A 23865-nucleotide genomic window follows, 5' to 3' on the forward strand; every position below is an offset into this window, starting at 1 on the left:
GGCAAGGTGGGCACCGGCTTCAGTGCTGCCACGCTGACAAGCATCCTTACCCGCCTCAAACCCCTACACACCGCCAAGCCCCCCCTGCCTGCGCCCCCCAGCGGTGCCGATGCGCGGGGCGTGCACTGGCTGAAGCCCAAACTGCTGGCCGAAGTCGCCTACGCCCAGATGACCCGCACAGGCATCGTGCGCCACGCGGTGTTCCACGGGCTGCGCGACGACAAACCCGCCACTGCCATTGCCCTGGAACGCGCCATGCCGGCAAAGAACGCAGCACACACTGAGCCCAAGGGCATGGGCAACCTGCGCCTGACCCACCCCGACCGCGTGATCGACAAGACCAGTGGCACCAGTAAGCGCCAGGTGGCGGAGTACTACGCCCAAGTCGCCGACTGGCTGCTGCCACAGCTCAATCACCGCCCCGTAGCGCTGGTCCGCGCCCCGGAAGGCCTGGACGGAGAGCTGTTCTTTCAGAAAAACGCGGAGCAGTTGCACATCCCCAAGCTGAGCAGCTACACAAAGGCCCAGGCCGGCCAGGCGGCAATGGTGCTCAACAGCGCCGACAGCCTGTTGGGCGCAGTACAGATGAACATGCTTGAACTGCACACCTGGAACGCCACTGACAAGAATTTCGACAAGCCTGACCGCTTCATCCTCGACCTGGACCCCGACCCGGCACTGCCGTGGAAGGCCATGCTCGAGGCCACCCAGCTGACCCTCACCCTGCTTGATGAGCTGGGCCTCAAGGTGTTTCTCAAGACCAGCGGCGGCAAAGGCATGCATCTGGTGGTGCCGCTCACCCGTCGGGCCGGCTGGGACGAAGTGAAGGACTTCAGCCATGCCATCGTCAAACACATGGCTGGCTTGTTCCCAGACCGCCTCAGCGCGGTCTCCGGGCCCAAGAACCGGGTCGGGCGCATCTTCATCGACTACCTGCGCAACGGCAAGGGCGCTACCACCGTGGCCGCCTACTCGCTGCGCGCCCGCGAAGGCCTGCCGGTGTCGGTGCCGATCTGGCGCGAGGAACTGCCCAAAATCAAAAGTGCCAACCAATGGAATATCGGCAACGTGCAAGCACGGCTTGCGCACGTGGACGACCCTTGGGCCGAGCTGGGAACGACCCGCCAATCGATCACCCTGCGCATGCGCAAACAACTGGGGATTGCCTGATGGACCTGGCCCACCTCGACCACCTGCTGCACCGCTTCGCTACCCGCTCGCGGGCCATCGACCTCGACCCCTTGCTGCCGGAACTGCTGCAGGCACTGCGAGCCGAACAGCTCGACCTGCTGCCCCTGCCGGGCCACGGGCGCACCCTCGAGCGCTGGCAGGCCTTGGCGCGGGTCGCCGGTTGCGATCTAGGCCTGGCCAAGTTGTATGAGGGCCACACCGATGCCCTGGCGATCCTCGCCGAGTGCGGCGCCGCCCAGCATGCTCACGACGGTATCTGGGGCATGTGGGCCGCCGAGCCACCGGATGCCAGGGCCCGCATCGTCGCGCGCCATGGCCAACGGGTTCAACTGCAAGGCCGCAAGGCATGGTGCTCGGGCGCGCTGCAGATCGACCGGGCGCTGCTGACCGCCTGGGAAAACGATCAGCCACAGCTGGTGGCCATTGAACTGTCACACCCCAGCCAGCGCATCCAGGCCGAGCAATGGCAGGCCGTAGGCATGGCCAGCACCGCCAGTGTCACCGTCGAATTCGACGACTCGCCGGGGCTGGCCATCGGTGCGCCCGGCCAATACCTGTCGCGCCCAGGCTTCTGGCAGGGCGGCGCGGGTATCGCTGCCTGCTGGTACGGCGCGGCCGAGGCCCTGGCAGGCTACCTGCGCGAACACTGCAGCAAACCTCGGCCCGACCCCCATGCCGATGCTCACCTGGGGGCGGTCGATGCAGCCTTGTACGGTGCCCGCGCTGCCCTTCGCAAGTGCGCCGCGTGGATCGACCAGCACCCCAAGGACGACGCCAGTTTCGAGGTACGCCGCACCCGCGCCCAGATCGAGCAGGCGGTCGAACAGGTCATTCAGCATGTTGGCCGAGCGCTGGGGGCCACACCCTTCTGCCGCAGCGGCCATTTCGCCCGGCTCAGCGCCGACCTGCCGGTGTACCTGCGCCAGAGCCACGCCGAGCGCGACTTGGCCGAACTGGGTCAGCAAGTGGCCCGCACACCGACAGGAGCATGGCAGCTATGAACGAGAACCTGATTGATGCGGCCACGGGCACCCCATGGAGCGACTGGCAACATTCCGCGCACCTGGCACGCGCCACCTGGCTTGCGCCCGAGCAGCTGTGCCCACCCGGCAGACGCCTGGTGTTACTGGCGCCGCACCCGGACGACGAGGTGCTAATGGCCGGCGGGCTGCTTGCCAGTTTTCGTGGGCGCGAACAGGACCTGGTGCTGATCTCCGCCACCAACGGCGAGGGCAGCCATCCGCACTCACCACACTGGACCGAGCAGCGCTTGCGGCACCAGCGACCGCTGGAAAGCCGGCATGCCTTGCAGCAACTGGACCTGGACCTCAACCGCCTGGACTGGCGGCGGCTCAACCTCAAGGACGGCGCACTGCCACGCGATGAGGCCTTCCTCGTCCGTCACCTGGAGCAGTTGCTGGAGCCTGATGACCTGTTGCTGACCACCTGGCGTGGCGACGGCCACTGCGACCACGAGGCAGCAGGCCGCGCCGCTGCCCAAGCGGCCCAGGCGCGCGGGGCCCAGCTGGCCGAAGCGCCGGTGTGGGCCTGGCACTGGGCCGCACCTGACGACCCACGCCTGCCGTGGTCGCGGGCGCATCGCCTGCAGGTCGACGAAACGCGCCAGGCCCGCAAGCGCGAGGCCTTGGCTGCCCATACCAGCCAGTTGCAGCCTGATGGTGACCGCCCGCCCGTGCTGCCGGCGCATTTGCAGGCGTGCCTGCTGCAACCCTTTGAGCTGGTCTTCCTGTGATGGAGTCGCCATGAGCCTAGACGCGCAATATTTCGCCGACCTGTATGCCGACAGCGATGACCCCTGGGCATTTCGCACCCGCTGGTATGAACGGCGCAAGCGCGACCTGCTGCTGGCCAGCCTGCCCCGTCAGCGCTATGAGCGCGTGTTCGAGCCGGCCTGTGCCAACGGCGAGCTGAGCGTGCTGCTGGCCGAACGCTGCGCCAGCTTGCTGTGCCAGGACATCGACCCTACCGCCGTGGGGCTGGCACGCCAGCGCTTGGGCACCGCGCACCACGCCCATGTCGAGCAAGGGCACTTGCCGGGCGATTGGCCAGGCGGGCAGTTCGACCTGATCGTGCTCAGCGAAATCGGCTACTACCTCGACCCCACCGCTTGGCTGCAGGTGATCGAGCAATCGGTGGCCAGCCTCACGGGCGATGGCGCCCTGCTCGCCTGCCACTGGCGCCACCCGATTGCCGGTTGCCCGCAGGATGGCCGCGAGGTTCACGCGCTGCTGGCAAGGCACTTGCCGCTGTATCCGCTGTTGCGTCATGAGGAGGCGGACTTTCTGCTCGAGTACTGGACGTGCCAGCCCAGCGTGGTCGACCTGAATGAGCCCTGCCCATGATCGCCGTCATCATTCCCGCCCACAACGAGGCCCGGCGCCTGGGGCACTGCCTCAAGGCGGTCAAGGCTGCAAGCGCGCGAGCGGAGGCGGCAGGCTTTGCGGTAGAGGTGCTGGTGGTACTGGACCGTTGCAGCGACACCAGTGCGCTCGTGGCCCGACGCCACGGTGTGCATACCCTGGAAGTGGACGCAGGCAATGTCGGCGTCGCCCGGCGGGCAGGCGCGGCATGGATGATCGCACGCGGCGCCCAATGGCTGGCGTGCACCGACGCCGACAGCCGCGTCCCGCAGCACTGGCTGACCTCGCAGTTGCAGTGGCGCGCCGAGGTGGTATGCGGCACGGTGCACATCGAGCGCTGGCAACCCTGGCAGAGCATCGCCCTGCGCCGGTTGTACCGCAGCCTTTACCAGGCCCGTGAGGGGCATCGGCATATTCATGGCGCCAACCTCGGTGTGTGCGCCGAGGCCTACGAACGCGTTGGCGGGTTCCAGCCCCTGCCGGCCCACGAGGATGTTCAGCTGGTGTTGGCCCTGCAAGCCAGCGGGGCGCAGATCGTCTGGACCGCCGAGCACAGCGTGGCCACCAGCAGCCGGCGTGATAGCCGGGCAAAGCAGGGGTTCGGCGACTACCTCAGTGGGCTGGAAGGCCAGGTGTGACCACCTGGCGAGTCTCCACCCTCAGGAGGCCTTGCGTGGTCGTTTGGTAGCCGGTTTTGTTGCGCCCTTGGCTTTGCCGCCGAGGCTGCGTTTGAGCAGTTCGGTAAGGTCGAGGATATCCGCGCCTTTCTCAACGCTGGCGCCCTCCCCTTTGTCCACCGTCTCGATCTTGCCCTTGCTGGCCTTTTCTTCCACCAGGTCGAGAATGGTCTGGCGAAACGCATCGTGGTACTCGTCCGGTGCCCAGGACCCACTCATGTCTTCGACCAGGCGTTTGGCCATGCCCAGTTCACGCTTGTCGACCTTGGCATCGGTCACGCTCTTGTCCAGTTCCAGGGTTTCAACGCTGCGCACCTCCTCGGGCCAACGCAGGGTTATCAGCACCAAGGCGTCTTCCAGTGGCCGCAGCAGCGCCAGGTGCTGACGGGTATGCAGCACCACGGTGGCCAGGGCTACCTTGCCGGTGCTTTCCAGCGTATCGCGCAGCAGTGCATAGACTTTGCCGCCACGGCGGTCGGGGCTCAGGTAGTAGGGCGTGTCGAAGTGCTGCAACGGAATCTCGCCAGCCTCGACGAACGAGAATATGTCAATTGTCTGGGTCGCCTCGGGGCGCGCATCGCGGATCTCCTGCTCACTGATCACCACGTAGCGGCCCTTCTCGTACTCCACGCCCTTGACGATGTTGTCCTTGTCGATTTCCTTGCCGGTGACCTTGTTCACCCGCTTGTAGCCCACCGGCTCCATGCTGCGCTTGTCGAGCCAGTCAAAATCGACCCGCTCGGAGCTCACCGCAACGTTGAGCGAAACCGGGATGTGCACCAGCCCGAAACTGATCGCGCCTTTCCAGATAGCCCGCGCCATGTCTACCTCCTATGGGTTACCAGCGAACGGAGCCCTTACCAAAACTGACTGACGACGGGTGCGAAGGTTTAGTTTGGTTGCTCGACGGCAACGGGGGCCTGGGGGGCCGGATAAATTGACCCGACTGTAAGCAGACGAACCATCAGCTGGAGACCACCCGCCTAGCATCCCGTCGCACGGCTTGAGGGGGCACACCAAACCCACGGATGAACACCTCGCGCATATGCCGGCGGTCCCTGAAACCGGTCTCCCTGGCCACCACATCCAGGCTGTGCAGGCTCTGCTCGATCATCAGCCGGGCAGCCTCCAGCCGCAGGCTCTCAACGGCCTTGGCCGGTGATTGTCCGGTCTCGGCGGTGAACACGCGGGTGAATTGCCGTGGGCTCAGGTGCACCACTTCAGCAAGCTCTTCCACGCTTAACGGGCGGCTGAGGTGCTTGCGGGCGTAATCCAGCGCGCTCTGGATCCGGTCCGACTTGGGCGAGAGCGTCAACAGTTCGGAGTGTTGCGACTGCCCGCCAGACCGGCGTTGGTGCATGACCATCTTGTGCGCCACCGACCTGGCCATTTCACTGCCCAAGTCCTTTTCCACCATACCCAGCGCCATGTCCAGGGCGGCGGTCATGCCGGCAGACGTCCATATCGGCCCATCGACGATGAAAATCCGGTCGTCCTCGACGTCGATCTTCGGGTGCAACTCTCGCAACTTGTTCGCATAAGCCCAGTGGGTGGTCGCGCGCCGGCCATCCAGTACGCCGGCTTGCGCCAGCACGAAACAGCCGGTGCAAAGGCCAGCTGTACGGCGCGCACCGTCGACAAAGCCCCGCACGCTGGCGAGCACCTCCTCACTGGGGGGCGTCAGCGGCGTCAGTGTGCCGGTGACCATCCAGGTGTCGGCCAGGCCCGGCGCCCCCAAGGGCAGCGTGTCGATATGCATCCCCAGGGACGAGCACACCGTACCGCCCCCGATGGAGAAGTTCTGGACCCTGTAAACCGCTTCGCCGGCCATGATGTTCGTAAGCTCGAACACGGTTTGCGTCGCCAGGGACATGATCTGGAAGCCTTCGGTGATGAGGTAGCCGACCCGGTGCATCGCTGATGCCCTCTGCAATGTCCTAAAACATAACTATATGCGTCGTTTGAGACAAAGGCCACCTGCTGCATGATAGCTGCACACCCAACCAGCGGAGCATCAGCATGACGCAGCAATTCAAAGGCACCGCGCTCATTACGGGCGCCTCATCCGGTATCGGTTCGATCTACGCAGAGCACCTGGCCCGTCGCGGCTATGACCTGGTGCTGGTGGCACGCGACCGGGAACGCCTCAACGCATTGGCTGGCCGGCTTACCACCGAAACCCGGCAGAACGTGGAAGTGTTCCCGGCAGACCTGGCCAACGCCGATGACCTGGCCAAGGTAGAACGCAAACTGCGCGAAGACGCCAGCATCAGCCTGCTGGTGAACAACGCCGGTATCGGCACCCATACCGGGCTGCTGGAAAGCGACGTCGAGCGCATGGCGCACATGATCACCCTCAACGTCACCGCCCTCACCCGCCTCACCTATGCAGCTGTCCCCGGCTTTGTCGCTCGCAAGCAAGGCGCGGTCATCAATATCTCGTCCATCGTCAGCCTGGCACCCGAACTGCTCAACGGCGTGTACGGTGGTAGCAAGGCCTACGTCACCGCGTTCACCCAGTCGCTGAACAAAGAGCTGGCAGGTACAAACATCAAGGTGCAGGCAGTACTGCCCGGGGCCACCGCGACCGACTTCTGGCAGACCGGTGGCTTGCCCGTCGAGAACCTGGACCCAGGCATCGTGATGTCTGCCCAGGACCTGGTAAACGGTGCGCTGCAGGACTTCGACAACGGCGTGCTGATCTCCCTGCCGTCGCTGCACGACCTGCAAGCCTTCGACCACTTCGAGGCCAGCCGGCAAGCCTTGTTCGGCCAGTTGTCCAGCAACCAGCTCGCGCAGCGCTACAGCACCAGGTGATCAGTAGCGAAAGGAACGTAGTCGAGCATTGTGTGGAGCGACCAGGCCAGGTCACGGGCGCTTCACACCATTTTCACTGCAAGCGAGAAAGTCTTACTCCACTCAGGCTGTTTTTTGAGTGAATCGAAACGAATAGTCTGAACCCACTTTTCGCATCCCCAAGAGGCAACGCCAATGAAGGCAGTCGTTTACACCCAGCCCGGTCTACCGATCCACGACCCACAATCGCTGTATGACGCGCAGCTGCCCACGCCAAAACCGGGGGCCCGTGACCTGCTTGTCGAAGTCCGGGCAATTGCCGTCAACCCGGTCGATACCAAGATCCGTGCAAGCCGTGGTGGTGAGCAACCGCAAGTACTCGGCTGGGACGCTGTCGGCGTCGTCCGCGAGGTGGGGCCACAGGTCACGTTGTTCCAACCGGGCGACGAGGTGTTCTACGCCGGTGCCATCGACCGCCCGGGCAGCTACAGCGAGCTTCATGTGGTGGATGAACGCATTGTCGGGCATAAGCCCCGCAGCCTGGACAACGCCAGCGCCGCCGCCTTGCCGCTCACCTCCATTACGGCCTGGGAGCTGCTGTTCGACCGCCTGGGCGTTGAAGAAAACGGTGGCAAGCACCAAAGCCTGCTGGTGGTAGGTGCTGCCGGCGGGGTTGGCTCGATTCTGGTTCAACTGGCCCGCAAGCTCACACAGCTCACGGTCATTGGCACCGCCTCACGGCCCGAAACCCAAGCCTGGGTGCAGCAAGCGGGAGCCCACCATGTGATCAATCACGCCGAGTCGATTCCACTGCAGTTGGAAGCGCTCAAGCTGGGGCCGGTCGATTACGTCATCAGCCTGACCCACACAGACACCTACCTTGCGCAACTGGTGGAGGTGCTTCGCCCACAAGGCAAGCTCGCGCTGATCGACGACCCGGCGCAGCTGGATGTCATGCCGCTCAAGCGCAAGTCGCTTTCACTGCACTGGGAGCTGATGTTCACGCGCTCGCTGTACAAGACCGAAGACATGATCAAGCAGCACCAACTGCTCGAGCGCGTTTCGCAACTGGTGGATGATGGCACGCTCAAAACGACCCTGGGCGAGCACTACGGCACGATCAACGCCGAGCACCTGAAACGCGCCCACGCCATGATCGAGAGTGGCAAGGCACGCGGCAAGATCGTGCTCGAAGGTTTCTGACGCCCGATCAAGCGCCCGACGGCCGTGCAGCGGGCGCAGACACCGCATTGACGCCCTCCAGCGTCGCAAACGAAATGTCTTTCGCCGTGAGCAGGAAATCACTCATGTAAGGCACTTCGAGCATGTCGCTGCGTACCGCCGCGAACAGGGTGGCCTGCAACCCTGCTTCGCCCAGGCGCTTGGCCAGCACGTAGCCACGGGAGGTGTACTCGTGCACCGCCCAGTTCGGCAGGCAGCAAACGCCACGGCCGCTGGCCACCAACTGCATCATCATGACAGTCATTTCTGCAGTACGTACCTGGGCAGGTTCGAGGTCGGCCGGGTCGAAGAAACGGGTGAAGATGTCCAGGCGGTTTCGCTCGATCGGGTACGTGATCAGGGTCTGGCTGGCAATGTCGTCAGGTTGCAGATACGGCTTTTCGCGCAGGGGATGATGCTTGTCGATGGCCAGCATGGCCTCGTACCCGAACAACGGCACGTAGGTGATACCCGGCAGGGTCACCGGGTCGGAGGTCACCACAAGGTCGAGGTCACCACGCTCCAGGGCCGGCAGCGGCGCGAACGACAACCCCGATGCCAGGTCCAGTTCGACTTCCGGCCAGGCGCAGCGAAACTCGTCCAGCGAGGGCATCAGCCATTGATAGCAACTGTGGCACTCGATGGCGATGTGCAGCCGGTCCGCCGTGCCACCCGCCAGCTTGCTCAGGTTGCGCTCCGTTGTGCGGATCAGCGGCAGCACCTGGTCGGCCAGCTGCAACAGCTTGAGCCCCGCGGTGGTGAAGCGTACCGGTTTGGACTTGCGCACAAACACGGGCATGCCAACGCGGGTTTCCAGCTCCCGGAACTGGTGCGAGAGCGCCGACTGGGTCAGGTGCAGGCGCTCGGCGGCCTCGGGCAGGCTGTCCGTTTCGCGCAAGGCATGCAGCGTGCGTAGGTGTCTCAAGTCAATCATGAGCAGAAGGCAACGCTCACAGCGTGCCAGGCGCGGCAAGGTGGCTGGCGAGTTCTCTGCGGACGATGTCTGCACCCGCACTCAACGCGCTGAGCTTGCCGCTGGCCACCCGACGCGGCAAGGGCGCCATGCCGCAGTTGGTGCAAGGATAGAGCTTGTCTGCCTCTACAAATTGCAGTGCCTTGCGCAGGGTATTGGCCACTTCCTCGGGTGTTTCAATGGTGTGGGTGGCCACGTCAATCGCGCCGACCATCACCTTCTTGCCTCGGATCAGCTCAAGCAGGTCCATGGGGACATGGGAGTTGTGGCATTCCAGCGAAATGATGTCGATGCTGGACTTCTGCAGCTTGGGGAAGGCTTCTTCATATTGCCGCCACTCGGAGCCCAGGGTCTTTTTCCAGTCGGTGTTGGCTTTGATGCCGTAGCCATAGCAGATATGCACAGCGGTTTCACACTTGAGGCCTTCGATGGCCCGTTCCAAGGTGGCGACACCCCAGTCGTTCACCTCGTCAAAGAAGACATTGAAGGCGGGCTCATCGAACTGAATGATGTCAACACCGGCAGCCTCCAGCTCCCGGGCTTCCTGGTTGAGGATTTTGGCAAATTCCCAAGCCAGTTTTTCACGGCTTTTGTAGTGGCTGTCATACAGCGTATCGATCATGGTCATGGGGCCTGGCAGCGCCCACTTGATGGGTTGGCTGGTCTGCTGACGCAAAAACTTGGCATCTTCGACAAACACCGGGTTTTTCCGGGCAACAGCGCCCACCACCGTCGGTACGCTGGCATCATAGCGATCACGGATCCTGACGGTTTCGCGGTTCTCGAAATCAACGCCGCTCAGGTGCTCAATGAAGGTCGTCACGAAATGTTGGCGCGTTTGCTCGCCATCACTGACGATATCGATGCCTGCCTTTTGCTGCTCCTGCAGTGACAAGCGCAGGGCATCCTGTTTGCCTTCGATCAACGCCTCATCCTGCAGTTTCCAGGGTGACCAGAGCGTTTCGGGTTCTGCGAGCCAGGAAGGTTTCGGCAGACTGCCGGCAGTCGAAGTGGGTAACAGCTTTTTCACGAGAGAAGACCTTATATATATTCAGTTAATCAGCAGGCGTAGTTGGCGGACCACTGCTCAAGCATCGCGTGGTGCGGCTTGATAAAGTGCTCCTCGACAAACTGCCCCTGCTCGATGGCCAGCCGGTTACGCTCCTCCCGGTCATAAACAATACGCGTCAGTGAGTAATCCTGATGCTGCAAGCTGGGCTGATAGCACTTCCCTGCGGCAGAGTTCGCATTGTAGATTTCGGGGCGATAGATTTTCTGGAACGTGTCCATGGTGCTGATGGTGCTGATCAGCTCAAGGTTGGTGTAATCGCTGAGCAAATCGCCCGAAAAATAGAAGGCCAACGGCGCAACACTGTTGGGCGGCATGAAGTAACGCACCTTCAAGCCCATCTTCTCGAAATAAGTATCCGTCAGGGAATACTCATCCTGTTGATACTCAAAACCCAACACAGGGTGCTGATTATCGGTTCGATGGTAGGTCTTGCTGCTGGAAACGCTCAGGCAAATAACTGGTGGCTTGTTGAAGTGCTGCTTGTACGTGCTTGAGTTGACGAAGCGCTTGAACAGCTTGCCGTGCAGCTCTCCGAAATGCTCTGGCGTGCTGAACACAGGCTGGTTGGCATTGTGCCCCAGCAGCAGTACGCTGAAATCGTAATCGCGCACGTAGGAAGAAAAATTATTCCCCACCATGCCCGCGATGCGCTCGCCGGTCTGCCGGTCGATAATATTCGTTTTCAATATTTCAATCAGCGGCAGCGCTTGATCACCGCCTTTAGCATCGATACTCATCTCGACCGAAATGATGTCAAGTTCGACGGCGTAGCGGTCGCCTTTTGGGTTATCCCAATGCGCCAGGGCGTTGAAGCGGTTATTTATCATCCCCAGGGTGCTGCGCAAGTTCTCTTGCCGGCTCGCGCCCCTCGCCAGATTGGCGAAGTTGGTAGTAATGCGCGTGTTTTCGGACGGGTGATAGTGCTCGTCGAAGCGAATACTCTTGATGGAAAACTTGAAGTCTTTATTCGTCATGACGGGAGCCTACTCAAATATCCATATTCTCTATAATTGGCCTGTATTTTAGGTTGGGGGGATGACCGAGGGAACTGAATTGATTTCACAGAACCTTTAGCCATGCTCATGACGGGCACGGGAATAATGCGGAAGATTCGCCGGGCTAATGTGTGCCTTCCCACAACTCGATGATCGCCGCGCTTCAAACGGCGCTCAGGCATCGTTGCCATCGCCGCCAGGCTCCCGCGCCGGCGCGGCAAACCACTTGTCCCGCGGCACCCACTTCTCCTGCACCGGGTCCCCCAGGTAATGCGGCGACATGATCTGCACCCCGTATTCGTTGAACACGTCCTGGATGTTGGCGTGCAACAGGCTCAGCAACTCCGCACGCGGCCTTGGCGCGCTAGGCACTGCCTGGGCAACCAGGCGGTATTCAGGGTAGAAGTCCGAAAGCCCGGTCTGGAACACCTGCGGCCTGGGGTTTTCCAGAATGCCATCGGTGCGCTGGGCCGCTTCCACCAGCATCGCCTCAACCTGGCGCCAGGGCGTGTCATAGCCGATGGTGACCACGGTATCGACAATGTAGCCCTGCCCTTGCACCACCCGCGAATAGTTGCGCGTGACAGAGCCGGTGATCATTGAATTGGGCAAGGTCAGCACCTCGCCAAGCCCTGTGCGGATGGTGGTATTGAAAATGCCGACCTCGGTTACCGTGCCTTCGTTGTCGCCTACCCGCACGTATTCGCCAGCCTTCAGCGTGCGCGAATAGGTCAGGATCAGCCCCGCCGCCGCCTGCCCCACCACACTTGTGGCACCCAGCGAAATCATCAGGCCCAGCAGCACCGAAAGCCCTTTGAAGGCATCGGTACCCGAGCCGGGCAGGTACGGGTAAGCCATGACCAGGGCAAACAGCCAGATCGCCAGCGAAGTGAGCCGTGTCGTAGGCTGCAGGGTTTCTTCGGTCAGCCACTTCAATGTGCCTGGGCGGGCCAAACGCTCCAGAATGCGCCGGCTGAAACCACTGATGCCACGGGCGATGAAGAAGATCATGATGGCCACGGCAATGCCGGGGATGGCGTGCAGGATGCCGTCGAGCAGATAGCGCAGCAGGTCGAGCAGGTGCACATTGAGGCTTTCGCCCCACGGCCGGGTGTAAGGGAACTGCGACAGCACGAAGCTCAGCCACTGGTAGCTGAGCAACAACACGATCACCCAGTACATCAGACGCAGCAGGCGGTCGATCAGGTAGTACACGTACTGCATGTCGAACAATGGCAGCTGGCCAATCTTGATCTGCCGCGCGCGCTCACGCATCAGCTGAGTCAGGCGCCCGCGCAGCTTGCGCCGGCCCAGGTTGGCGCCCTTGATCAGCACCACGAACACCAGCGTGGCGATGGCGGAAAAGCCCAGCGCCTTGAGCAGGAAATGCAGGCTGCGCGCCTCGCCGGTTTCGTCCACCACCTGGCGCAAGGTGGCCGCTGCCTGCTCGGCGGCGGCGCGGGTGTCGCCGCCCTCCACGCCCAGGTCCTGCGGCGCGACGATGAACGCCCGGCGCCCGCCCAGCAGCACCAGGTGGCTGTTGACGATCGGGTCAATGCGGACCTTGAGCTCGTCGGTGCCGCGCAGTGCCTCCTCGATCACGGACGTGGCCCGTTGCACGCGGGCAGCAGGCGTTTCGCCCAGCAGTGTGGCGTGAAAGGTGATAATGCTGCGGTTGGCGATTTGCAGTTCTGCCGGCTCACCCGGTACGCCATCGGTGGCGCTGCCGATGGCGTCCTTGCCCTGCCCCACCATCGGCAGCAAGGTGCACAGCACCAGCAACACAGTCAAAAGGCGATTCATTGCGCACTCCCTGGCCCATGGTTCGAACAGCATTGCTGTAGTGATAGCACAGCCTCCACTGGTCGGGCCCAAGGGCCAGACGGTCATGGCGAATCGCCTTGCGAGGGCTATCGTTGCTTGTCTGGGCAACGACTAGCGAGCGAGGGCGGCGCCATGAACACCAGTGATCTACTCGAACAGTTACTGCGGGCCGGGCAAGGCTCACAAGCGCGTCAAGGCAGCGCAGGCACGTCATGGCAAGACGGCCTGGGCGGTTTGGGCGGCTTGCTGGGTGGCCTGTTGGGTGGCCGTGCTGGCAGCGGCACGGGCGGTTTGCCCCAGGGGCGCTCCGCGGGTGGCACCAATTTCGCGGCCCTGGCGTCGTTGGGCATGATGGCGTTCCAGGCCTATCAAAGCTGGCAGCGCAGCCAGGCGACAGCCCCGCAACAGGCGGTGCGTACTGTCGATCAATTGTCCGGCCCCGAGGCCGAGGGCCACAGCCATGCAATCCTGCGCGCGCTGATTGCGGCAGCCAAGGCAGACGGCCGCATCGACCAGCAGGAAGAACAGTTGATCCACGCTGAAATCAAACGTCAGACCAGCGACCCACAGCTACAGCAATGGCTGGATGAAGAAGTCAGCAAGCCACTCGATGTTGCCGAAGTGGCCCAGTCGGCCCGGGACCCGGCCATGGCCGCAGAAATGTACCTGGCCAGCGTGATGCTGGTGGATGACCAGCAGGACGCCGAGCGGGCCTACCTTGACGAACTGGCCAGCGCACTGCAAATCGACCCGGCATTGCAGGTGCATCTGGAACAGCAGGCCAAGGCAGGTGCCTGAATGGCCTGAAGAGCTATCGGGGACAAGCACTTCAATGTAACAACACGCTTCGCTAACTAGCCAAAGACAGACATTGGTGAACGACAGCTGTCGACCCAAAGCGCACGCTCAATGCGTACTGGGCTTGCCATAAACATATGGAAATACGTATATTCGGTTTTCCATATGTATTGGTGAAGCCATGATCACCCCGCCCGATGTCTTCAAGTGCCTGTCCGACGAAACCCGTGCTCGCGCCACCCTGCTCATCGCCAGCCTGGGAGAGCTCTGTGTGTGCGAACTGATGTGCGCGTTGGGCGATAGCCAGCCGAAGATCAGCCGCCATCTGGCGCAGCTGCGCAGCAATGGCATGCTGCTGGACCGTCGCCAGGGTCAGTGGGTGTATTACCGCCTTAATCCGGCGCTGCCCGCCTGGGTTCACGAGATGCTGCAGGTCACCTTGCAGGCCAATTCGCAATGGCTGGCCGACAACACACTTCGGCTCAAGTGCATGGACGACCGCCCCGTTCGCGACGCCTGCTGCTGATCACCCTTTCGGCGCTGGCACTGCGCCGGCGCCTCTGACGTCCGCCACCAAGCGGAGGAGCCCCTTCATGCGAGTCCTGTTCATGTGCACGGCCAACAGCTGCCGCAGCATCCTTTCTGAAGCGCTGTTCAACCACCTGGCACCGGCCGGTTTTGAAGCGATCAGTTCGGGCAGCTTCCCCAAGGGGCAAGTATTGCCCCGGAGCCTGAGCACGCTGGAGCAGGCCGGTATTTCGACTGCTGGCCTGAGCAGCAAGGGCAACGACGCATTCGAGGGCAACCCACCGGACATCGTCATCACCGTCTGCGACAAGGCCGCCGGCGAAGCCTGCCCGGTGTATTTCGGCCCTGCGCTGAAGTCGCATTGGGGGCTGGAGGACCCGTCCGATGTGGTGGGTGACAAAGCGCAAGTCGACGCGGCATTCCGTGCCACGCTGGCCCATATCGAGTCGCGCTGCCAAGCCTTCTTCGCCCTACCATTCGAAAGCCTCGACCGTGATCAGCTCAAGCACGCGCTGGATCGCATCGGCACGCAATAAGCAGGAGTAAAAAATGTCCGAGCACCTCCCCAACCTCGACCTCGCGTTGTTCGATCTGCCGCCAACGGCAAGCGTTGCAAGCGAGCACAAACCACGCATCCTGCTGCTGTATGGGTCTACCCGCGAACGCTCTTTCAGCCGCTTGCTGGTAGAGGAAGCGGCGCGCCTGCTGGAACACTTCGGCGCCGAGACCCGAACCTTCGACCCTTCAGGCCTGCCGCTGCCTGATGATGCGCCGGTGGAGCACCCCAAGGTGCAGGAGTTGCGCGAGCTGATGCAATGGTCGGAGGGCCAGGTCTGGTGCTCGCCAGAGCGCCATGGGGCGATGTCTGCGGTGTTCAAGGCGCAGATCGACTGGGTGCCCCTGGCGCTGGGCGCCGTTCGACCTACCCAGGGCAAGACCCTGGCAGTGATGCAGGTGTGTGGCGGCTCTCAGTCGTTCAACGTGGTCAACCAGTTGCGGGTGCTTGGCCGCTGGATGCGGATGTTCACTGTGCCGAACCAGTCCTCAGTACCCAAGGCCTACCTGGAATTCGATGACGCCGGCCGCATGAAACCTTCGCCGTACTACGACCGCGTGGTGGATGTGATGGAGGAGCTGGTGAAGTTCACCGTGCTGCTACGTGACCGTCAGGATTACCTGGTGGACCGCTATTCGGAGCGTAAGGAAAACGCCGAGCAGCTATCTGCCCGCGTCAATCAGCGATCGATCTGAAGCGGCTGCACGGCCCGCTTGCACCAGGATGGCTAGCCCACCCTGGTGCGCTTTAGCGACGATCAGCGGTCTTGGTCACGCTGCGGGTTATCGCGTTGCGATTGCTGGCCGCCCATGCGGTCTTTATCAGCCTGGTTCTGCTTGTCGGTTGCATTGTCTTCAGGCCGGCCGCCTTTGCTACCGGTATCACTGGAACGGTCCCAGTCCTTGTTCATCTTGTCCTCGGGCTTCTGCCCTGGCTGGTTATGACCCGGTTGTTGCTGGTTCGGCATGCCACCGCCCGAGCCTTGACCGCCTTGCTGGCCGGTACCTGCGGTGTTATTGCCCGCACCGGTGTCGGTATTGCCTTGATTGCCGCCCTTGTCTTGATTATTAGCCATGATCGCTTACCTCAAGTCAGACACAGAAAGGCCTGTGTGTTTGTACGACTGCGGCTTTCCTGGGGTGGATGTATTTATTCGCAGCCTTTCAGACAAGCGATACCAAATGCAGCTACTTGATACTGCGCCGCGCTAAATACCGACGTGCTGTAGGGCGCAGATCCAGGTAAACAGACACGCCATGCCCAGGAAAATTGGGGCAATTCATCTGTTTAAGCTGATCTGTAGCGCTGCATGGCTTATCCTTATGCCTCGCAATCAACTTCGAAGCAGTGAATTGAACAATGGGTTTTGAACAACTAGCTGAGCTACGTGACCGCCTGCGGGCGGAGAAAGTGCAGGAAAAGGCCGAAAGCCCGAAGCCCCCCAAGCGCAAGTCTCCGCCACAGGCGAAGGCTCGTGAGCAGGACCCGGCGGTGGCAGCGATCTGGCCGTTGCAGAAGCATTTTCCACTGGCCTTCCCTGTCAATCCGGCCCCCAAGGTTCCGCTCAAAGAGGGCATTTTCAAGGATGCCGAGCAACACCTGGAGCTGCTTGGCATCACCAGTGAACAGCTCAAGCTGGGTATTTCCACCTGGTGCCGGGGCTCCCGCTACTGGGCAAGCATGGTCGAGAATGCCCCGCGCCTGGACTTGAATGGCCAGGTCGCCGGCGTTGTGACCGCCACTCAGGCGATCCATGCGAAGCAACAAGCTGCTCGCCATCGCGGCCAGGACCGACGCAACCGTGCGAAGTCGAAAGCACGTGCTGCGGCCCCCGTTGCCGAGACCGCAGCCGAGCAGACTCCAGACTGAATTCAGACGACTTGGTCGAAGGGTTGGCGCTGCTTGTGCGCATCGCCAACCAGCACATCCTTGCGCTGAAGGTCAGTCAGCCACAACTGGACTTGCCCAGGATGGAACTGGATTGATCGTGTGGCTGAAGGTCGCTCTCGGATACAAGCTGCGCTTGAATCCAGTCGATAAATGCCCGCACGTGCGCTCGGCTCAGGTTCTCCTGGCGAGTAACCACGTAGTAGGCAAAGCGCGAAGGCCATGGCCGGTCTACCGCTACCACCAATCTGCCGCCTCGCAGGTCTTCTTCCGCGTGCTGCGCCTGTACAAGCGCGATGCCCTGGCCACTGGCGGCCGCGCGTAACAACAGCAGGTCTTCGTCAAAACTCGGCCCGCGGCGGCTACGTTGATCGGGCTCGACACCATGCGCCTGCAACCACAACGTCCAGTCGGCACGGTCGGCATCCTGCAGCAGTGGGTAACGCAGGCAGTCCTGCGGCTCATCCAGCGCCGGCCCGCCGGCAAGCAGGCCAGGGCTTGCTACTGGCAGCAGCACAGGCGCCAGTAGCGGTATCGACTCCAGCCCAGGGTAATCGCCCAGGCCATGGCGCAAGGCAATATCGACAGGATCACGATGCAGGTCGACCAGCTCGGCCGTGGACTGCACACGCACGTCGATCTCCGGGTGCTGCGCATTGAAATCCGCCAAGCGTGGCACAAGCCAACCGGACGCGAACGAGGGTTGGGTGCTGATCGTCAGGGTTTGAGCGCGCGTCAGCACTTCAAGGTCCAGCAAGGCGCTTTCGATCTGGCCAAAACCGCGTGAAAGCCCCGGATAAAGGCTGGCTCCTGCCTCGGTGAGCTGCACCCCATAACGGCTCCGGGTCAGCAGGATAACGCCGAGACGGTCTTCCAGCAGACGAATCTGTTGACTGATTGCGCCTGGGGTAACGCCCATACGCTCGGCGGCTGCCTTCAGGCTGCCCAGCCGAGTGGCTTCGGTGAAAGCGCGCAACGCAAGCAACGGCAAGACCGTACCCATGCAATTACCAACCTTAGAAAAACTGATGTCAGGGCGTGAAAGGATCGTTAGTAAGCCCCGGGCTTGATGCCTAGCATAGCGTTGACCCACACAAACCCGAATCAGTTTTTTTAAGGTGAACAGCATGCAAGGATTGCCCTTGAACCCCATCAACAGCAAAGGCGCGAGCGCCGATGCCTTCGCCCAACATCCCGGTTACCGTCGCATGTTCGCCCATGGCCAGCTGACACTGGGCATCTTCCTGCCGCTTCGCTTCCATGACGGCGACATGGCTGTGCTTCGTGGGCAGGCGCAGCTGGTCAACGAAATTGACCGCCTGGGCTTCGCAGCCGTGTGGGTACGCGATGTGCCCTTGTACGACCCGGCTTTTGGTGACGCCGGCCAGGTATTCGACCCGTTCACCTACCTGGCCTATCTCACGGCCCATACCCGCACTATCGCCTTGGCAACCGGTAGCGCGATCTTCTCCCTGCGCCACCCCATCGACCTGGCCAAAGCTGCGGCCAGCCTGGACTGCCTGTCGGGTGGGCGCCTGGTGCTGGGTATTGCCTCGGGCGACCGCCCCGTGGAGTTCCCCGCCTATGGCCTGCCCCATGAAAAGCGCGGAGAGCGCTTCGCGCAAAGCGTGGACTACTTCCGCCAGCTGCTGGCTGGCCCTTCTGCGCCGATCCATTCGCCATTGGGCCAGCTCGATGGAGCCCGTCTGCTCCCCTCCCCCGTGACCGGGCGCATCCCGTTACTGGTGACCGGCTCGTCACGCCAATCCTTGCAGTGGCTTGGCGAACAGGCGGACGGCTGGATTACCTACCCCGAAGCCACCCACAACATCCTTGGCCCGCGCCGCCTGGCCGAGAAAGTCCGCGCTTGGCGAGCGGCCATTCCTGGCGGCGGCTTCCGTCCGCATGTCACCAATGAATGGATCGATCTTCATGAAGACCCCAACTTTCCGCGCACGCCGCAACAGGGGGGCTACGTGTTGCGCACAGGCCGCAACGGCTTGATCGAGCTGCTGCAAGAGTGGCGCGAGGCCGGGGTCAATCATGCGGCACTGGGCATGCAGATGGCCCAGCGCCCGGCGCAGGAGATCATCCAGGAGCTGGCAGAAGAAGTGCTGCCACTGTTTCCATCGCTGATGGGGCCTGTGCCCCATGCGCAGAACTGGTAGCCATTGCGGTGGCTGAGTGCTAGCTGACACTCATGCGCTTTCAACCTGTGCCTTGTGGAACAGCGCAAACAGTTCTTGCGGCGATTTTACATTCAGCTTTGCGTAGACATGCCGGCGGTGGACCTTGACTGTCTCTACCGAGATGTCCAGCTTGCCGGCCACTTCCTTGTTCGAGCAGCCGCTGAGAATCAAGCGGATCACATCCAGCTCCCTGGCGGTCAGAGGTGTGCCTAAGCGCACCATGGCCTCCTCAAGGCTGACTTGCCAGCGCGGCGCCTGGCGCGGCGAGCTTTCTGGCATCGCCGCCTCGAAAAACATGCGCTGGCGCATCAGCCCCGTTACCCACGGGCGAATCATCTCCAGCAGCGAAACCTGCTCGGGCGTGAACAGGTGCCGGCTTCCCAGAGACAGGCACAGGCTGCGCACCTCATCCAGCCGCACGTTGTAGTGCAATTCATCCTGCTTCACGTAATGGTTGAAGTAGCGTTGGTGGTACTCGGTGTCCCTGAAGCGCTCCGGCGCCACGTCCGCCAGGCGGAACAGCCCGGTTACCGGCTGTTCGCGGTTGGCGATGTAGAACGGGTCAAGTAGATACATGCCCTTGATGTAATCGTGGAACAGCGGGTCGGGGCCCTCTCCCTCATACGGGCTTTCAGCGAATGCGAACGGGCAACCGTCGCTAAACAACAACACCGCCCAGTTATCGATCGGTACGTATTCGCCGATCAACCGGCTCAAGGTTCGCCAGAAATCAGCCTTGTCCAAGTGTTCGATCACGTGGCCGGCAGCTCGGTGCCAGGCCATGTCCTGGAGCGTTGGTGTCATGCATCTACCCCCTGGGGTTAACCACTCGACGTGATAGGAAACGGGCTGGAAAAACGCATAATTGCATCGACCTTTTGCAAAAGTCACTTATTTCCTGACCGGGGCTCAACCCGATAACAAGGTCCGAATATGAAGCTCGAACTGGTACAACTGGCGGGGCGCGATGGCGATACCGCCTACAATTTACGACGTACTCTGGACGCCATCACCCACTGCGCGCCAGGCACCGACATCATCGTTTTTCCCGAGGCGCAGATCACCGGGTTCCTCAACCACCAGAACATTGCCGAGCAGGCCTTGGCGCTGGATAGCCCCAGCATACTGGCGATCCAACAGGCGGTATGTGAGCGCCAGGTGGCGGTGGTCGTGGGGCTGATCGAGAACGATGGCGGGCACTACTACAACACAACGCTGTTCATCACCCCTGAAGGGATCCAGCTCAGCTATCGCAAGACCCACCTCTGGGTCTCCGAGCCCGGCCTGGTGTTGCCCGGCGACCGCTATGGCACCGTGGCGTGGCGCGGCGTGCGCATCGGCCTGCTGATCTGCTACGACACCGAGTTCCCGGAAACCGCACGCGCTGTGGCGGCACTGGGGGCCGAGCTGATCCTGGTCACCGATGGCAACATGGAGCCCTATGGGCACGTGCACCGAACCTCGGTCACCGCTCGTGCGCAGGAAAACCAGGTGTTCGCCGTGGTCGTCAACCGGGTCGGGGAAGGTGAAGACAACACCGTTTTCGCCGGTGGTAGTGCGGTCATCGACCCTTCTGGGCAGGTGTTGCTGGAGAGTGGGCGCCAAGAGTGCCGCCATGTCATTGAGTTGGACATGACCCAGCTGGCCGATGCCCGTGCGCTTTACCACTATCAGGCTGACCAGCGCTTCCAGCTACCCGGTGAGCGTATCGAACACGCCGATGGCCGACGCGAGCTGCTGATTCCCTGAGCAGCGCTTCGCTTGCCCATGCCCTGCGGGTTCGCGCCAACGACAACAATAATCCAGCGACAGTCAGCGCACTGCACGGTCGCTAACCGGCACTGCGCCAGGAGCCTTCCATGACCCTTCACCGCTTACTGAAGTTCGGCCTCATCGCACTGCTTGGCAGCGGTTGGACCCCCGCCTGGTCGGAGCCTGCCCGAGTACACCTGTATAACTGGTCTGACTTCCTGGCGCCGGAAACCCCTAAGGAATTCCAGGCAGATACGGGCATCTCGCTGATCTGGGACGCCTTCGATAATGCCGAAGTGATGCAAAGCAAGTTGATGACCGGGCGCACCGGCTATGACGTGGTAATGGTGCCCGACGACCTGTTGCCCAGCCTGGTCAAGGCCGGGGTGATCCAGGAGCTGGACCGTGAACGGCTGGGCAACTGGGCGCACCTTGCCCCGGAAATCCTGGAAAAACAGCAAGGCAACGACCCCGGCAATCGCTACGCCATCCCCTACATGTGGGGCACGACGGGCATTGGCTATGACCAGGCCAAGGTCACGCAATTACTGGGCACGAACGCGCCGGTGGATTCCTGGGACATGATCTTCAAAGAGGAAAACATCGCGAAACTCAGCACGTGCGGAGTGGCGATGCTGGATGCTCCCGTGGAGATCGTGCCGATTGCGCTGAACTACCTGGGGCTACCACCGAACAGCAAGGACCCCAACGACTACCGCAAAGCTGAAGCCCTGCTGCTCAAGATCCGCCCGTACATCCGCTATTTTGATTCCTCAAAGTTCACCACCGACCTGGCCAATGGCGACATCTGTGCGGTGGTCGGTTGGGGCGGCTCGGTCTACAACGCCAAGGTCACGGCAGACCATGCAAACAATGGCGTCAAACTGGCCTACAGCATTCCGAAAGAAGGCGCACCGGTCTGGTTCGAAAACATGGTCTTGCTCAAGGATGCGCCTCACCCGCAGCAGGGCTATGACTTCATCAACTACATGCTGCGCCCGCAAGTGATTGCCAAGAGCTCCGACTATCTCGGCTATCCCAATGGCAACAAGGACGCCACGGCCTTCATCAACCCGCAACTGCGCGACAACCCGGCGGTTTACCCCTCAAAGGAGGTAATGGCAACGCTGTACCCGCTCGAAACGCTGCCACTCAAACTGGAGCGCATGCGCACCCGGCTCTGGAGCAAGGTGAAGAGCGGCACCTGATTGTCGCGCCGCTGACCGTTCGCATAACAATAAATCCGCTTGACCGGAGTACGCATGACTATCTCAGCAGACTTGATCATCACCCACGCTGACATCCACACCATGGACCCGGACCTGCCCAGGGCCCAGGCCATCGCCGTGCATCAGGGGCGCATCGTCGCTGTGGGCGCCAACGCCGATATCGAACGCCTGTCGGGCGTCGCAACCCGCCACATCAACGCACAGGGGCGGCTGATGTTGCCCGGCCTGCAAGACACCCACGTGCACTTCCAGCTCAGCAGCGCCGACCTGTATCACAATGCCTCGCTATACGCCGCTACCACCCTTGATGAACTGCTGGGCTGTATCAGCGAGTTCGTCGAGCGCCACCCCGACAAGACCTGGATCCGTGGCGTCGGCTTCTCCTCCAGCCTGTTCAGCCCGGACGTGCTCACCAAGGAGCTGCTCGACAGCGTGACGGGCGGCCGCCCGGCACTCATGCTGGCCAACGACTACCACAATGGCTGGGCCAATAGCGCAGCCTTCGAGGTTGCCGGTGTGCAGCCGGGCAGCCATGAGCCGCAGAACGGCAGTTATGTGCGCAACGCAGACGGTGCGCCCAAGGGATGGCTTTTGGAGGATGCAATCTGGGCAATGAATCGTATCGCCCCCGGGTACACGGACGAAGAATACCTGGAAGCCATGCAGCACTACAGCAAGGCATTCAACCGCAGGGGCATCACTGGCGTACTGGACGCCATGGTCAACCGCAACTACATGAAGAACTACCAGGCTGCCCATGAGCGTGGTGACCTGACCCTGCGCGTTCGTGCCACCTCCAAGGTTTTCGCGCACAAGCCGCTGGACGAGCAGCTTCTCGAGCTTCAGGACCTGCGCAATACCTACCAGGGTGATCGGGTAAGCATGCACTCGGCCAAGTTCTTCCTCGACGGTGTCCTGGAGAGCGGTACCGCGGTGTTCCTGGCGCCGCGAAGCGACACGGGTGGCAACGCCGAGTTGATGTTCACTCAGGCACAGATCAACGAGTACTTCGCAGCCTTTGACCGGGAGAAGTTCCAGTTGCACGTACACACCATCGGTGACGGTGCCGTGCGTGCGGCCGTGGACGGGATTGACTACGCCCGCCAACAGAATGGCAAATGGGATTCGCGCCACCAGCTCGCCCACCTGCAAGTGGTGGCCCCGGCCGACATCCCCCGCTTCACGGCCCTGAACATCCTGGCCAACTTCCAGCCTTTGTGGGCACAGCCGCAACCTGAAGCCGACGCCATCGCCCATGCCATGCTAGGCGAGCAACGCAGCCAATGGGTCTTCCCCATCGGTGAGTTTGTACGCAAAGGCGTGACTTGCATGATGAGCAGCGACTGGGGCGTGAGTACCTATGACCCTTTCCAGATCCTGCAGTCAGCCGTCACCCGACAGGCGATCGATGCCGGCCCCGAAGACCCGGTGCACAACCCGCATCACCGCATCAGCATTGAAGATGCGCTGCGTGGCTACACGCTCAATGCTGCCCACGCCGCCTGGCGTGATGACTGCACCGGCAGCCTCAGCGTAGGCAAGTACGCGGACCTGATCGTACTTGACCGCAATCTGTTTGAAATTGCACCCGGCGAGATCGCCCAGACCCAGGTGTTGCTCACCCTGCTCGAAGGCCAGGAAGTCCATCGAGACCCAGGCTTCGGCTGACGGGCCGCCCGTATAGGGTAAATCACACCACGTCCCCCCTTTCGTTCCGGGCTTTCAGGCCCAGGCGGGGGTGCGTGCGCGCGACGCACCGGGTTTGTCATTAAAACAAGAAGAATCAGGAGAACTCA

Annotated in this window: 25 protein-coding genes; 16 read left to right on the top strand and 9 right to left on the bottom strand. The window is 62.0% G+C overall.

What is annotated here, in order from left to right; genetic code table 11:
* The 5 genes from ligD to AK81_RS00025 form a co-directional block, all read left to right on the top strand.
* Nucleotides 1-1170, top strand: a 1170-nt coding sequence (ligD, locus tag AK81_RS00005; protein WP_043195801.1) for a DNA ligase D, incomplete at its 5' end; no start/stop codon positions are given.
* Nucleotides 1170-2192, top strand: coding sequence for an acyl-CoA dehydrogenase (locus AK81_RS00010; protein WP_043195803.1), 1023 nt, complete (start codon nucleotides 1170-1172; stop codon nucleotides 2190-2192). The genes ligD and AK81_RS00010, both read left to right, overlap by 1 nt.
* Complete coding sequence (locus AK81_RS00015) at nucleotides 2189-2944, top strand: PIG-L deacetylase family protein (RefSeq protein ID WP_043195805.1); 756 nt, start codon at nucleotides 2189-2191, stop codon at nucleotides 2942-2944. The genes AK81_RS00010 and AK81_RS00015 overlap by 4 nt, the downstream gene beginning before the upstream one ends.
* A 10-nt stretch (nucleotides 2945-2954) precedes the next feature.
* Complete coding sequence (locus tag AK81_RS00020) at nucleotides 2955-3554, top strand: class I SAM-dependent methyltransferase (RefSeq protein WP_043195807.1); 600 nt, start codon at nucleotides 2955-2957, stop codon at nucleotides 3552-3554.
* Entirely contained in the window at nucleotides 3551-4210 is a 660-nt protein-coding gene (locus tag AK81_RS00025; protein ID WP_043195810.1) for a glycosyltransferase, read from the top strand. Before AK81_RS00020 ends, AK81_RS00025 begins: the two co-directional genes overlap by 4 nt.
* A 21-nt stretch (nucleotides 4211-4231) precedes the next feature.
* Here the strand turns inward: AK81_RS00025 and AK81_RS00030 are convergent, their stop codons facing one another.
* Complete coding sequence (locus AK81_RS00030) at nucleotides 4232-5071, bottom strand: Ku protein (RefSeq protein WP_043195812.1); 840 nt, start codon at nucleotides 5069-5071, stop codon at nucleotides 4232-4234.
* A gap of 142 nt (nucleotides 5072-5213) precedes the next feature.
* Entirely contained in the window at nucleotides 5214-6164 is a 951-nt protein-coding gene (locus AK81_RS00035; protein WP_043195813.1) for a GlxA family transcriptional regulator, read from the bottom strand.
* Between the two features lie 104 nt (nucleotides 6165-6268).
* Here AK81_RS00035 and AK81_RS00040 point away from each other — a divergent pair, with 104 nt between their 5' ends.
* The gene (locus AK81_RS00040) at nucleotides 6269-7066 is read left to right on the top strand and encodes an SDR family NAD(P)-dependent oxidoreductase (protein ID WP_043195814.1); all 798 of its coding nucleotides are present in this window, start codon (nucleotides 6269-6271) and stop codon (nucleotides 7064-7066) included.
* A 174-nt stretch (nucleotides 7067-7240) separates the two neighbouring features.
* Nucleotides 7241-8248, top strand: a complete 1008-nt coding sequence (locus AK81_RS00045) for a zinc-binding alcohol dehydrogenase family protein (RefSeq protein ID WP_043195816.1) — start codon at nucleotides 7241-7243, stop codon at nucleotides 8246-8248.
* A gap of 7 nt (nucleotides 8249-8255) precedes the next feature.
* Here AK81_RS00045 and AK81_RS00050 read toward each other — a convergent pair whose 3' ends face one another.
* The 4 genes from AK81_RS00050 to AK81_RS00065 all read right to left on the bottom strand — a co-directional run bounded on the left by AK81_RS00050 (nucleotide 8256) and on the right by AK81_RS00065 (nucleotide 13109).
* The gene (locus AK81_RS00050) at nucleotides 8256-9200 is read right to left on the bottom strand and encodes a LysR family transcriptional regulator (protein ID WP_043195818.1); all 945 of its coding nucleotides are present in this window, start codon (nucleotides 9198-9200) and stop codon (nucleotides 8256-8258) included.
* A 16-nt stretch (nucleotides 9201-9216) separates the two neighbouring features.
* Nucleotides 9217-10269, bottom strand: coding sequence for a methionine synthase (locus AK81_RS00055; protein ID WP_043195820.1), 1053 nt, complete (start codon nucleotides 10267-10269; stop codon nucleotides 9217-9219).
* A gap of 29 nt (nucleotides 10270-10298) precedes the next feature.
* Nucleotides 10299-11285, bottom strand: a complete 987-nt coding sequence (locus tag AK81_RS00060; protein WP_043195822.1) for a DUF1852 domain-containing protein — start codon at nucleotides 11283-11285, stop codon at nucleotides 10299-10301.
* 195 nt (nucleotides 11286-11480) lie between these two features.
* Nucleotides 11481-13109, bottom strand: coding sequence for a mechanosensitive ion channel family protein (locus tag AK81_RS00065; protein ID WP_043195823.1), 1629 nt, complete (start codon nucleotides 13107-13109; stop codon nucleotides 11481-11483).
* A 153-nt stretch (nucleotides 13110-13262) separates the two neighbouring features.
* Here AK81_RS00065 and AK81_RS00070 point away from each other — a divergent pair, with 153 nt between their 5' ends.
* From AK81_RS00070 to arsH, 4 genes are all read left to right on the top strand, one after another.
* The gene (locus tag AK81_RS00070) at nucleotides 13263-13928 is read left to right on the top strand and encodes a tellurite resistance TerB family protein (RefSeq protein WP_043195824.1); all 666 of its coding nucleotides are present in this window, start codon (nucleotides 13263-13265) and stop codon (nucleotides 13926-13928) included.
* 181 nt (nucleotides 13929-14109) lie between these two features.
* A complete protein-coding gene (locus AK81_RS00075; protein WP_043195825.1) occupies nucleotides 14110-14454 on the top strand; it encodes a metalloregulator ArsR/SmtB family transcription factor in 345 nt (114 codons plus the stop codon).
* A gap of 67 nt (nucleotides 14455-14521) precedes the next feature.
* On the top strand, nucleotides 14522-14992 hold the full coding sequence (locus AK81_RS00080) for an arsenate reductase ArsC (RefSeq protein WP_043195827.1): 471 nt from the start codon (nucleotides 14522-14524) through the stop codon (nucleotides 14990-14992).
* Nucleotides 14993-15005: 13 nt separating this feature from the next.
* The gene (gene arsH / locus AK81_RS00085) at nucleotides 15006-15707 is read left to right on the top strand and encodes an arsenical resistance protein ArsH (RefSeq protein ID WP_043195828.1); all 702 of its coding nucleotides are present in this window, start codon (nucleotides 15006-15008) and stop codon (nucleotides 15705-15707) included.
* A gap of 62 nt (nucleotides 15708-15769) precedes the next feature.
* Here arsH and AK81_RS00090 read toward each other — a convergent pair whose 3' ends face one another.
* Nucleotides 15770-16087, bottom strand: a complete 318-nt coding sequence (locus AK81_RS00090; RefSeq protein WP_043195829.1) for a hypothetical protein — start codon at nucleotides 16085-16087, stop codon at nucleotides 15770-15772.
* Nucleotides 16088-16371: 284 nt separating this feature from the next.
* On the opposite strand from AK81_RS00090, the gene AK81_RS00095 reads away from it, so the two are divergent.
* On the top strand, nucleotides 16372-16881 hold the full coding sequence (locus tag AK81_RS00095) for a ProQ/FinO family protein (RefSeq protein ID WP_043195832.1): 510 nt from the start codon (nucleotides 16372-16374) through the stop codon (nucleotides 16879-16881).
* Nucleotides 16882-16957: 76 nt separating this feature from the next.
* Here AK81_RS00095 and AK81_RS00100 read toward each other — a convergent pair whose 3' ends face one another.
* Nucleotides 16958-17902 carry a LysR substrate-binding domain-containing protein gene (locus tag AK81_RS00100; protein WP_043195834.1) on the bottom strand — a complete coding sequence of 315 codons (945 nt, stop codon included), beginning with the start codon at nucleotides 17900-17902 and terminating at the stop codon, nucleotides 16958-16960.
* Between the two features lie 124 nt (nucleotides 17903-18026).
* Between AK81_RS00100 and AK81_RS00105 the strand changes: the two genes are divergently transcribed.
* A complete protein-coding gene (locus AK81_RS00105) occupies nucleotides 18027-19067 on the top strand; it encodes an LLM class oxidoreductase (RefSeq protein ID WP_043195835.1) in 1041 nt (346 codons plus the stop codon).
* 30 nt (nucleotides 19068-19097) lie between these two features.
* Here AK81_RS00105 and AK81_RS00110 read toward each other — a convergent pair whose 3' ends face one another.
* Entirely contained in the window at nucleotides 19098-19892 is a 795-nt protein-coding gene (locus AK81_RS00110; protein WP_043195836.1) for a helix-turn-helix transcriptional regulator, read from the bottom strand.
* A gap of 129 nt (nucleotides 19893-20021) precedes the next feature.
* Between AK81_RS00110 and AK81_RS00115 the strand changes: the two genes are divergently transcribed.
* From AK81_RS00115 to AK81_RS00125, 3 genes are all read left to right on the top strand, one after another.
* Entirely contained in the window at nucleotides 20022-20837 is an 816-nt protein-coding gene (locus AK81_RS00115) for a carbon-nitrogen hydrolase family protein (protein WP_043195838.1), read from the top strand.
* A 110-nt stretch (nucleotides 20838-20947) separates the two neighbouring features.
* The gene (locus AK81_RS00120; protein WP_043195840.1) at nucleotides 20948-22048 is read left to right on the top strand and encodes a polyamine ABC transporter substrate-binding protein; all 1101 of its coding nucleotides are present in this window, start codon (nucleotides 20948-20950) and stop codon (nucleotides 22046-22048) included.
* 54 nt (nucleotides 22049-22102) lie between these two features.
* Entirely contained in the window at nucleotides 22103-23737 is a 1635-nt protein-coding gene (locus tag AK81_RS00125) for an amidohydrolase (RefSeq protein WP_050491814.1), read from the top strand.
* The last annotated feature ends 128 nt before the right edge of the window (nucleotides 23738-23865 follow it).

Origin of the sequence: Pseudomonas putida W15Oct28 (assembly GCF_000708715.2) — a bacterium.
GTDB classification, from domain to species: Bacteria; Pseudomonadota; Gammaproteobacteria; order Pseudomonadales; family Pseudomonadaceae; genus Aquipseudomonas; species Aquipseudomonas putida_R.